The following is an 11016-nucleotide window of genomic DNA, read 5'->3' on the forward strand; positions in this document are numbered from 1 at the left end:
TAGTGTGAATTATCCAGGGAACGTTAAAAGAGAAACACTATCATGACGGATAAATTGACCTCCCTTCGTCAGTTCACCACTGTCGTCGCTGACACCGGAGATATTGCGGCAATGAAGCTGTACCAGCCGCAGGATGCTACAACCAACCCTTCTCTGATCCTTAACGCCGCGCAGATCCCTGAGTATCGCAAACTGATCGACGAGGCGGTGACCTGGGCAAAAGCACAGAGCAATGACCGCGCGCAGCAGGTTGTGGATGCGACTGACAAACTGGCAGTAAACATCGGTCTGGAAATCCTGAAGCTCGTTCCTGGCCGTATCTCTACTGAAGTTGATGCTCGCCTGTCCTACGACACCGAAGCGTCTATTGCCAAAGCAAAACGCCTGATCAAACTGTACAACGATGCGGGCATCAGCAACGACCGTATCCTGATCAAACTGGCCTCTACATGGCAGGGCATTCGCGCCGCTGAACAGCTGGAAAAAGAAGGGATCAACTGTAACCTGACTCTGCTGTTCTCCTTCGCACAGGCGCGTGCATGTGCCGAAGCTGGCGTATACCTGATTTCTCCGTTTGTGGGCCGTATTCTGGACTGGTACAAAGCCAACACCGACAAGAAAGAGTATGCGGCGTCTGAAGATCCAGGCGTGATTTCCGTGACGGAAATCTACGAATACTACAAACAGCACGGCTATGAGACCGTTGTTATGGGCGCAAGCTTCCGTAACGTCGGTGAAATCATTGAGCTGGCTGGCTGTGACCGCCTGACCATCGCCCCTGCGCTGCTGAAAGAGCTGGCAGAAAGCGAAGGTGCTATCGAGCGTAAACTGTCCTACACCGGTGAAGTGAAAGCGCGCCCAGAGCGCATCACCGAGTCCGAGTTCCTGTGGCAGCACAACCAGGATCCAATGGCCGTAGATAAACTGGCGGACGGTATCCGTAAGTTTGCTATCGACCAGGAAAAACTGGAAAAAATGATCGGCGACCTGCTGTAATCATTCTGCGTGACCGGGTTCCCGGTCACGCCTCTTTCCCCCGCCTCTGTCTGAATTTTCTCTCTGCGTGTATCATTCCCTTTAATCAGTACTTTTTGAATGGAATGGATATGAATACCTTACGCATCGGCTTAGTGTCGATTTCTGACCGCGCCTCCAGCGGTGTTTATCAGGATAAAGGCATCCCTGCTCTGGAAGCGTGGCTGGGCAGCGCGCTCACTACCCCGTTTGAGATCCAGACTCGCCTGATCCCGGACGAGCAGCCGATCATCGAGCAGACCCTGTGTGAGCTGGTGGATGAGATGAGCTGCCACCTTGTGCTGACGACGGGCGGAACCGGCCCCGCGCGCCGCGATGTAACGCCGGACGCGACGCTGGCTATCGCCGATCGTGAAATGCCGGGCTTCGGTGAACAGATGCGCCAGATCAGTCTACACTTTGTCCCGACGGCCATTCTTTCCCGTCAGGTCGGGGTGATCCGCAAACAGGCGCTGATCCTGAACCTGCCGGGGCAGCCGAAGTCGATAAAAGAAACGCTGGAAGGAGTAAAAGCCGAAGACGGCAGCGTTATCGTCCACGGTATCTTTGCAAGTGTACCGTATTGTATACAACTGCTTGACGGTCCGTACGTGGAAACTGACGGCAATGTGGTAGCAGCATTTCGCCCTAAAAGCGCTCGCCGCGAAACAATCTCCTGAAAATGCTTTAAATGTGACATTAGCGCCAGCCGCAGTAGCGTGTAAATGGATTTACGATATAGTAATTTTTTCTTTACGATTGCTGTAAAAAATAATCCACAACACATGCACAATGGTTCGCTATGTCACATAACACCCGACCTCTGAATCGACAGGACTACAAAACCCTCACGCTCGCTGCTCTGGGCGGCGCGCTGGAGTTTTACGACTTCATCATCTTTGTCTTCTTCGCCGCCGTCGTGGGGGCGCTGTTTTTCCCGGCGGATATTCCTGAATGGCTGCGTCAGGTGCAAACCTTCGGCATTTTCGCTGCCGGGTATCTGGCGCGTCCGCTGGGCGGCATTGTTATGGCGCACTTTGGCGATCTGGTTGGGCGCAAGAAGATGTTTACCCTCAGCATCCTGCTGATGGCCGTGCCGACGCTGGCGATTGGCCTTTTGCCTACCTATGAGTCGATGGGCATTATCGCCCCGTTATTGCTGCTGCTGATGCGTATTCTTCAGGGCGCGGCCATCGGCGGGGAAGTGCCGGGCGCGTGGGTGTTTGTCGCTGAGCACGTCCCGGTGCGCCGCATCGGCATTGCGTGCGGAACCCTGACCGCAGGACTGACGATCGGGATTCTGCTTGGCTCCGTGGTTGCAACCATCATCAATACCAGCATGACGCAACAGGCCGTTCACGACTGGGGCTGGCGTATCCCGTTCCTGCTGGGCGGGGCGTTTGGGCTGGTGGCAATGTACCTGCGACGTTGGTTGCAGGAGACGCCAGTATTTCTGGAAATGCAGCAGCGGAAGGCGCTGGCGCAAGAATTGCCGGTAAAAACCGTAGTAGTGCGGCATAAAAAAGCGGTAGTCGTGTCGATGCTTCTGACCTGGCTGCTGTCTGCGGGTATCGTGGTGGTCATTTTGATGTCGCCGGTCTGGCTGCAAAAACAGTACGGTTTTGCGCCTGCTGTGACGTTACAGGCGAACAGTATCGCGACAATTATGCTCTGCTTTGGCTGTCTGGCCGCGGGACTGGCGGCGGATCGTTTCGGTGCCAGCGTGACCTTTATTGTCGGCAGCCTGCTGCTGGCCGCGTCGAGCTGGGCATTCTACCATCTTGCGGGCAGCCATCCTGAACAGTTGTTCCTGCTGTACGGCATCGTCGGGCTGTGCGTGGGCGTCGTTGGCGCCGTACCGTACGTAATGGTCCGCGCCTTCCCGCCGGAGGTACGCTTCACCGGCATCTCATTCTCTTATAACGTCTCGTATGCCATTTTCGGTGGGCTGACCCCGATTGTGGTCACGGTGTTGATGGGGCTGTCACCCCTTGCACCTGCATGGTACGTGCTGGCGTTATCGCTGATGGGGCTGGTATTGGGGATGTGGCTTCGCCAGTCAGAGGGATGTCGTGCCCGCGACGCGGGCACGACAGAGGGATCAGTGTTTTTCACCAATCGGTAATACGGTGCGGCCGAACTGCTCGTTCAGCACTTCACCCATTGCCAGGTAGATAGCGCTTGCGCCGCACACCAGACCGACCCAGCCGGCAACGTGAACGATGCCTTCGTTATCCGCCAGGTGACCCGCGGCAAGCAGAGCGAACAGCACGGTCAGGCTCAGGAAGACGAATTGCAGCGCGCGGTTCGCCTTCAGGGTGCCGAAGAACATGAACAGGGTGAACACGCCCCACAGTCCCAGGTACACGCCCAGGAAATGGGCGTTTGAAGCATCTGCCAGGCCCATTTTAGGCATCAGCAGAATGGCGACCAGCGTCAGCCAGAACGAACCGTAAGAGGTAAAGGCGGTTAAGCCGAAGGTATTGCCTTTCTTATATTCCAGCAGGCCCGCGAAAATTTGCGCGATACCGCCGTAAAAAATGCCCATCGCCAGGATTACGCCGTCCATCGGGAACATCCCGATGTTGTGCAGGTTCAGCAGAATGGTGGTCATGCCAAAACCCATCAGGCCCAGCGGAGCCGGATTAGCCAACTTAGTGTTGCCCATAAGTCCTCAAAAAAATCATCATTAATATGGTGAAATGGTTAAACCCGCGCCAGTTCTCCCTGACGGGGCGCGGCATCATAATGGGCGGCATCGGCGCCGTCTATGATCTCATCGGGGTGAAATTAAAAAATTTTTTATCCTTCCCCCTTGATGGATGCCGTTGTGACCCCATCTTGTAAGCAACCGCAGTGTGTGGACCTGAAAAAAATCAAATCTGGGCAGTTGAAAAAGCACGTTCTGCCCTTATTACAGGTACACAACCACATGTTGACTGAATTTTTAGTGGAGACGTTTAGATGGGTAAAATTATTGGTATCGACCTGGGTACTACCAACTCTTGTGTAGCGATTATGGATGGCACTACTGCACGTGTGCTGGAGAACGCCGAGGGCGATCGCACCACGCCTTCTATCATTGCTTATACCCAGGATGGTGAAACTCTGGTTGGTCAGCCGGCTAAACGTCAGGCAGTGACAAACCCGCAAAACACCCTGTTTGCAATCAAACGCCTGATTGGCCGCCGCTTCCAGGACGAAGAAGTTCAGCGTGACGTTTCCATCATGCCTTACAAAATCATCGCAGCCGATAACGGCGATGCATGGCTTGATGTGAAAGGCACCAAAACTGCACCTCCGCAGATCTCTGCTGAAGTGCTGAAGAAAATGAAGAAAACCGCGGAAGATTACCTGGGTGAACCGGTAACTGAAGCTGTTATCACCGTACCTGCTTACTTCAACGATGCTCAGCGTCAGGCAACCAAAGATGCTGGCCGTATCGCAGGTCTGGAAGTAAAACGTATCATCAACGAACCAACCGCAGCTGCGCTGGCTTACGGTCTGGATAAAGAAGTTGGCAACCGTACTATCGCGGTTTACGACCTGGGTGGTGGTACCTTCGATATCTCTATTATCGAAATCGACGACGTTGACGGCGAAAAAACCTTCGAAGTTCTGGCAACCAATGGTGATACCCACCTGGGTGGTGAAGACTTCGATACCCGTCTGATCAACTACCTCGTTGACGAGTTTAAGAAAGATCAGGGCATTGACCTGCGTAACGACCCGCTGGCCATGCAGCGCCTGAAAGAAGCCGCTGAGAAAGCGAAGATCGAGCTGTCTTCCGCTCAGCAGACCGACGTGAACCTGCCGTACATCACCGCAGACGCGACCGGTCCAAAACACATGAACATCAAAGTGACCCGTGCGAAACTGGAAAGCCTGGTAGAAGACCTGGTGAACCGTTCTATCGAGCCACTGAAAGTTGCATTGCAGGACGCTGGCCTGTCCGTGTCTGATATTCAGGACGTTATCCTGGTAGGTGGTCAGACTCGTATGCCAATGGTTCAGAAGAAAGTTGCTGAATTCTTTGGTAAAGAGCCACGTAAAGACGTGAACCCGGACGAAGCGGTTGCTATCGGTGCTGCGGTTCAGGGTGGTGTTCTGACGGGTGAAGTGAAAGACGTACTGCTGCTGGATGTTACTCCGCTGTCACTGGGTATCGAAACCATGGGTGGCGTGATGACTCCGCTCATCAACAAAAACACTACTATCCCGACGAAACACAGCCAGGTGTTCTCCACCGCTGAAGACAACCAGTCTGCGGTAACCATCCATGTGATTCAGGGTGAGCGTAAGCGTGCGGCGGATAACAAATCTCTGGGTCAGTTCAACCTGGACGGTATTAACCCGGCACCACGCGGCATGCCACAGATCGAAGTCACCTTCGACATCGATGCTGACGGTATCCTGCACGTGTCTGCGAAAGACAAAAACAGCGGTAAAGAGCAGAAGATCACCATCAAGGCATCTTCTGGCCTGAACGAAGCGGAAATCGAAAAAATGGTTCGTGATGCCGAAGCTAACGCGGAATCCGACCGTAAGTTCGAAGAGCTGGTTCAGACCCGTAACCAGGGTGACCATCTGCTGCACAGCACCCGTAAGCAGGTTGAAGAAGCGGGCGATAAACTGCCAGCGGAAGACAAAACTGCGATCGAAACTGCACTGAGCGCGCTGGAAACGTCTCTGAAAGGCGAAGACAAAGCGGACATTGAAGCGAAGATGCAGGAGCTGGCACAGGTTTCTCAGAAGCTCATGGAAATCGCTCAGCAGCAGCACGCACAGCAGCAGGCGGGCGCTGATGCTTCCCAGAACAACGCGAAAGACGACGATGTTGTCGACGCTGAGTTCGAAGAAGTGAAAGATAAAAAATAATCGCCCTGATGCAGGGTAATTAATCGGCACGGGCGTAGGAGTATTCTCCACGCCCGTGCTCGCATGTTAAGGGGCTTAAAAAAACCAATGGCAAAGCAAGACTATTACGAGATTTTAGGCGTTCCGAAAACTGCGGAAGAGCGTGAAATCAAAAAGGCATATAAGCGCCTGGCCATGAAATTCCACCCTGACCGTAATCAGGGTGACAAAGAGGCTGAAGCCAAATTTAAAGAGATTAAAGAAGCCTACGAAGTCCTGACCGATGCACAAAAACGTGCGGCTTATGACCAGTATGGTCACGCGGCCTTTGAACAGGGCGGCATGGGCGGCGGTGGATTTGGTGGTGGCGGCTTCGGCGGCGGCGCTGATTTCAGCGACATCTTTGGCGATGTATTTGGCGATATCTTCGGCGGCGGTCGTGGTCGTCAGCGCGCGGCGCGCGGCGCAGATCTGCGCTATAACATGGACCTGACGCTGGAAGAAGCGGTTCGTGGCGTAACCAAAGAGATCCGTATCCCGACGCTGGAAGAGTGTGACGTTTGCCACGGCAGCGGCGCGAAAGCGGGGACTCAGCCACAGACCTGTCCAACCTGTCACGGTTCCGGTCAGGTGCAGATGCGCCAGGGCTTCTTCGCGGTGCAGCAGGCCTGTCCGCATTGTCATGGTCGCGGTACGCTGATTAAAGATCCGTGCACCAAATGCCACGGTCACGGTCGTGTGGAGAAAACCAAAACGCTGTCCGTTAAGATCCCGGCAGGCGTGGATACGGGCGACCGCATCCGTCTGGCAGGTGAGGGTGAAGCTGGCGAGCACGGCGCACCGGCAGGGGATCTGTACGTTCAGGTTCAGGTTAAACAGCACGCCATCTTCGAGCGTGAAGGTAACAACCTGTACTGTGAAGTGCCGATCAACTTTGCGATGGCGGCGCTGGGCGGCGAAATCGAAGTGCCGACGCTGGACGGTCGCGTTAACCTGAAAATCCCTGGCGAAACCCAGACCGGGAAGCTGTTCCGCATGCGCGGCAAAGGCGTTAAATCCGTTCGCGGTGGCGCGCAGGGTGACCTGTTATGCCGCGTGGTCGTTGAAACGCCGGTCGGCCTGAACGACAAGCAGAAACAGTTGCTGAAGGAGCTGCAGGAAAGCTTTGGCGGCCCGACGGGTGAGAAAAACAGCCCGCGCTCCAAAAGCTTCTTCGATGGCGTCAAAAAATTCTTCGACGATTTAACCCGCTAACCTGCCAGCTGGTTACTATCCTTTAAAGCCCGGAAGCGATTCCGGGCTTTTTGCTTTATAGCGTTATTCCTCGGTTAAACTGAATCTATAACCAATATTAATCTGTTTTTACCGATCTGTTTGCGCTGATATTATGGTTTTACCGAGGTATTGTTGTAAAAGAGAGTTTAAACGTGAAATTACTACACCGTTTCTTTAGCAGTGAGGCATCCGGCGGCGTCATCCTGATTATTGCTGCTGCAGCCGCCATGCTGCTCGCCAATATGGGTATGACGCGCGATCTCTATCACGCATTTCTGGAAACCCCCGTCGAGCTGAAGGTCGGGGCGCTGGAAATTAACAAGAACATGCTGCTGTGGATCAACGATGCGCTGATGGCGGTGTTCTTCCTGCTGGTAGGCCTGGAGGTCAAACGTGAGCTGGTGATCGGTTCTCTTGCCAGCCGTCAGCGCGCGGCGTTTCCGGTGATCGCGGCGATTGGCGGGATGATCGTTCCCGCGTTGCTCTTTCTCGCGTTTGCGTGGCAGGATCCGGTTGCGCGTGACGGCTGGGCGATCCCGGCCGCAACGGATATCGCGTTTGCGCTCGGGGTCTTAGCCTTGCTCGGTAGCCGCGTCCCGGTAGCACTGAAAATTTTCCTGATGGCGCTGGCGATTATCGATGACCTGGGCGCTATCGTGATTATCGCGCTGTTCTACACCAGCGATCTGTCGGTTCTGTCGCTGAGCGTGGCGGCCGTGGCTATTGCGGTGCTGGCGTTGCTGAACGTCTTCAACGTCCGACGCACGGGTATTTATATTCTGGTGGGGATGGTGCTGTGGACGGCGGTGCTGAAGTCTGGCGTGCATGCCACGCTGGCGGGCGTCATCGTTGGCTTCTTTATTCCGCTGAAGGAGCAGGACGGCAAATCGCCTGCCAGACAGCTGGAGCATGTGCTTCATCCGTGGGTGGGCTTTATGATCCTGCCGCTGTTTGCATTTGCCAACGCGGGTGTTTCCCTGGCCGGTGTTACCCTGGACGGACTCACCTCTGTGCTGCCGCTGGGTATCATCGCCGGTTTGTTTATCGGTAAGCCGCTGGGTATCAGCCTGTTCTGCTGGCTGGCGCTGAAGCTGAAGCTGGCGTCATTGCCAAACGGAACCACCTTTAGTCAGATTATGGCCATCGGCGTGCTGTGCGGTATTGGATTCACCATGTCGATCTTTATCTCGACGCTGGCGTTTGGCACCAGCGCGCCTGAGCTTATCGTCTGGGCGAAACTCGGCATTCTTATCGGGTCGTTACTGGCCGCGGTTATTGGTTATACCTTGTTGAAGGTGAAGTTGTCCGGACAGGCTGCCCAGGCATAACAGGAAACCGGGAGAAGGGAAGCCTTCTCCCGATAAACTATCAGGGAGTGAAAACGTGATGTCTCATTTGAACTATAACCATCTCTATTACTTCTGGCATGTCTACAAGCAGGGCTCGGTCGTGGGAGCGGCAGAGGCGCTCTACCTGACACCACAAACTATTACCGGGCAAATCAAAGCCCTGGAAGAGCGCTTACAGGGCAAGCTTTTTAAGCGGAAAGGACGTGGCATTGAGCCGAGCGAGCTGGGCGAACTGGTGTTCCGCTATGCGGACAAGATGTTCACCCTGAGCCAGGAGATGCTGGATATCGTTAACTATCGCAAAGAGTCGAACCTGCTCTTTGACGTGGGCGTGGCGGATGCGTTGTCCAAACGGCTGGTAAGCGGTGTGCTGGATGCGGCGGTGGTGGAAGATGAACAGATTCATTTACGCTGCTTTGAGTCCACTCACGAGATGCTGCTGGAACAGCTGAGCCAGCATAAGCTGGATATGATCATTTCGGATTGCCCAATCGACTCCACGCAGCAGGAAGGCTTGTTCTCGGTGAAAATTGGCGAATGCGGCGTCAGTTTCTGGTGCATTAATCCGCCGCCGGAAAAACCGTTTCCTGCTTGCCTGGAAGAGCGCCGCCTGCTGGTGCCGGGTAGGAGGTCTATGCTCGGACGTAAGCTGCTGAACTGGTTTAACTCGCAGGGGCTGAACGTGGAGATCCTCGGTGAGTTCGACGATGCGGCTTTGATGAAGGCTTTTGGCGAGGCGCACAACGCTATCTTCGTTGCCCCGACGCTGTACGCGCACGATCTCTATTCAGACGACAAGATTACCGAGATTGGCAGGGTGGATAACGTGATGGAAGAGTATCACGCCATATTCGCCGAAAGGATGATTCAGCACCCGGCGGTGCAGCGAATCTGCAACCGCGACTACTCGGCGCTGTTTACGCCGCCGGCAATCTGAAGACATAAAAAAACCCGCGTTAAGCGGGTTCTTTCAAACAAGCAACAACAAGTAGCGATTAAGCCAGTTTGTTGATCTGCGCGGTCAGGTTTGCTTTATGACGCGCTGCTTTGTTTTTGTGGATCAGACCTTTAGCAGCCTGACGATCCACGATTGGTTGCATTTCGTTAAATGCGTTCTGCGCTGCAGCTTTGTCGCCTGCTTCGATTGCTGCGTATACTTTCTTGATGAAAGTACGCATCATAGAGCGACGGCTTGCGTTGTGCTTACGAGCCTTTTCAGACTGAACGGCACGTTTCTTAGCTGATTTGATATTAGCCAAGTCCAACTCCCAAATATGTTCTATGTGGACAATTCAAAGGCCGAGGAATATGCCCTCTTTGCCTTCTTTTGTCAATGGATTTGTGCAAATAAGCGCCGTTAATGAGCGACGCTACGTTACGTAGTGATGGCGCAGGATTCTACCAGCTTGTCTTTCGTGAATACAGCCTTTCGGCATAAAAATCGCAGTTCTCGGGCAGATTTTTTTGCTGTGAAAGGTCAGCCTGATGAAATCATACGGCTTTCTGTTTCGCGTGAACAATCGCCGGTTAACCTTAACCGCCGTACAAGGTATACTTTGGCGATTTTCACTGTTTTGAGCCAGTCATGAAGCTGATACGCGGCATACATAATCTCAGTCAAGCCCCGCACGGGTGCGTGCTGACCATTGGTAATTTTGACGGCGTGCATCGTGGGCATCAGGCGCTGTTGCAGGGATTGCGTAAAGAAGGGGAGGCGCGTGGCCTGCCCGTTGTGGTGATGATTTTCGAACCGCAGCCGCTGGAGCTGTTTGCCGGCGAGAAATCCCCCGCGCGGCTGACGCGTCTGCGTGAGAAGTTACGCTACCTGGCGGAGTCCGGCGTGGACTACGTCCTGTGCGTACGCTTCGACCGTCGGTTTGCCGCGCTGACCGCACAAAACTTTGTCAGCGATCTGTTGGTCAGGCAGCTTGGCGTGCAGTTTCTCGCCGTGGGCGATGATTTCCGCTTTGGCGCTGGTCGTCAGGGCGATTTCTTGTTATTACAGAAGGCTGGCCTGGAGTACGGGTTTGACGTCACCAGTACGATGACCTTCTGTGAGGGCGGGGTGCGCGTCAGCAGCACGGCGGTACGTCAGGCGCTGGCGAACGATGAACTGGACACGGCAGAAACGCTGCTGGGTCATCCGTTCACAATTTCAGGTCGTGTGGTCCATGGCGATGCGCTGGGCCGCACGATAGGTTTTCCGACGGCGAATATACCGCTGCGTCGTCAGGTCTCCCCGGTTAAAGGGGTCTATGCGGTGGAAGTGGCAGGACTGGGTGAGAAGCCTTTTTACGGTGTTGCCAACATTGGTACACGTCCAACGGTTTCCGGTGTGCGTCAACAGTTAGAAGTACACCTGCTGGACGTTGTAATGGACCTCTACGGTCGCCATATAGATGTGATACTGCGTAAAAAAATACGCAATGAACAGCGATTCGCTTCGCTGGATGAACTTAAGGCGCAAATCGCGCGAGATGAATTAACGGCCCGCGAGTTTTTTGGGCTTTAGAACCGGCTT

General features: G+C 54.3%; 10 protein-coding genes and 1 pseudogene. 9 read left to right on the top strand and 2 right to left on the bottom strand.

Going from position 1 to position 11016, the window contains the following annotated elements:
• Positions 1-42 precede the first annotated feature (42 nt).
• The 3 genes from tal to IPZ49_RS09695 all read left to right on the top strand — a co-directional run bounded on the left by tal (position 43) and on the right by IPZ49_RS09695 (position 3139).
• Complete coding sequence (gene tal / locus IPZ49_RS09685) at positions 43-996, top strand: transaldolase (RefSeq protein ID WP_003856481.1); 954 nt, start codon at positions 43-45, stop codon at positions 994-996.
• A gap of 110 nt (positions 997-1106) precedes the next feature.
• Complete coding sequence (mog, locus tag IPZ49_RS09690) at positions 1107-1694, top strand: molybdopterin adenylyltransferase (RefSeq protein WP_003856479.1); 588 nt, start codon at positions 1107-1109, stop codon at positions 1692-1694.
• Between the two features lie 122 nt (positions 1695-1816).
• Positions 1817-3139 (top strand): MFS transporter, encoded by a 1323-nt coding sequence (locus tag IPZ49_RS09695; protein ID WP_023305417.1) that lies wholly within the window; start codon positions 1817-1819, stop codon positions 3137-3139.
• Here IPZ49_RS09695 and satP read toward each other — a convergent pair.
• Positions 3116-3682 (bottom strand): acetate uptake transporter, encoded by a 567-nt coding sequence (gene satP, locus IPZ49_RS09700; protein ID WP_022647004.1) that lies wholly within the window; start codon positions 3680-3682, stop codon positions 3116-3118. The genes IPZ49_RS09695 and satP overlap by 24 nt on opposite strands.
• A gap of 296 nt (positions 3683-3978) precedes the next feature.
• Here satP and dnaK point away from each other — a divergent pair, with 296 nt between their 5' ends.
• The 4 genes from dnaK (at position 3979) to nhaR (ending at position 9432) form a co-directional block, all read left to right on the top strand.
• Entirely contained in the window at positions 3979-5892 is a 1914-nt protein-coding gene (gene dnaK, locus IPZ49_RS09705) for a molecular chaperone DnaK (protein WP_006810169.1), read from the top strand.
• An 87-nt stretch (positions 5893-5979) separates the two neighbouring features.
• Positions 5980-7125, top strand: a complete 1146-nt coding sequence (gene dnaJ / locus IPZ49_RS09710; protein WP_008502040.1) for a molecular chaperone DnaJ — start codon at positions 5980-5982, stop codon at positions 7123-7125.
• A 173-nt stretch (positions 7126-7298) separates the two neighbouring features.
• Positions 7299-8474, top strand: coding sequence for a Na+/H+ antiporter NhaA (gene nhaA / locus IPZ49_RS09715; protein ID WP_023299292.1), 1176 nt, complete (start codon positions 7299-7301; stop codon positions 8472-8474).
• 58 nt (positions 8475-8532) lie between these two features.
• Positions 8533-9432 (top strand): transcriptional activator NhaR, encoded by a 900-nt coding sequence (nhaR, locus tag IPZ49_RS09720; protein WP_003856462.1) that lies wholly within the window; start codon positions 8533-8535, stop codon positions 9430-9432.
• A 58-nt stretch (positions 9433-9490) separates the two neighbouring features.
• Here nhaR and rpsT read toward each other — a convergent pair whose 3' ends face one another.
• On the bottom strand, positions 9491-9754 hold the full coding sequence (gene rpsT, locus IPZ49_RS09725; RefSeq protein ID WP_003856458.1) for a 30S ribosomal protein S20: 264 nt from the start codon (positions 9752-9754) through the stop codon (positions 9491-9493).
• A gap of 101 nt (positions 9755-9855) precedes the next feature.
• On the opposite strand from rpsT, the pseudogene IPZ49_RS23440 reads away from it, so the two are divergent.
• Positions 9856-10073, top strand: a pseudogene (locus tag IPZ49_RS23440) (DUF2575 domain-containing protein).
• A gap of 7 nt (positions 10074-10080) precedes the next feature.
• The gene (gene ribF / locus IPZ49_RS09730; RefSeq protein ID WP_023299293.1) at positions 10081-11007 is read left to right on the top strand and encodes a bifunctional riboflavin kinase/FAD synthetase; all 927 of its coding nucleotides are present in this window, start codon (positions 10081-10083) and stop codon (positions 11005-11007) included.
• Positions 11008-11016 lie beyond the last annotated feature (9 nt).

Source organism: Enterobacter cloacae complex sp. S2, assembly GCF_015159675.1.
GTDB classification, from domain to species: domain Bacteria; phylum Pseudomonadota; class Gammaproteobacteria; order Enterobacterales; family Enterobacteriaceae; genus Enterobacter; species Enterobacter intestinihominis.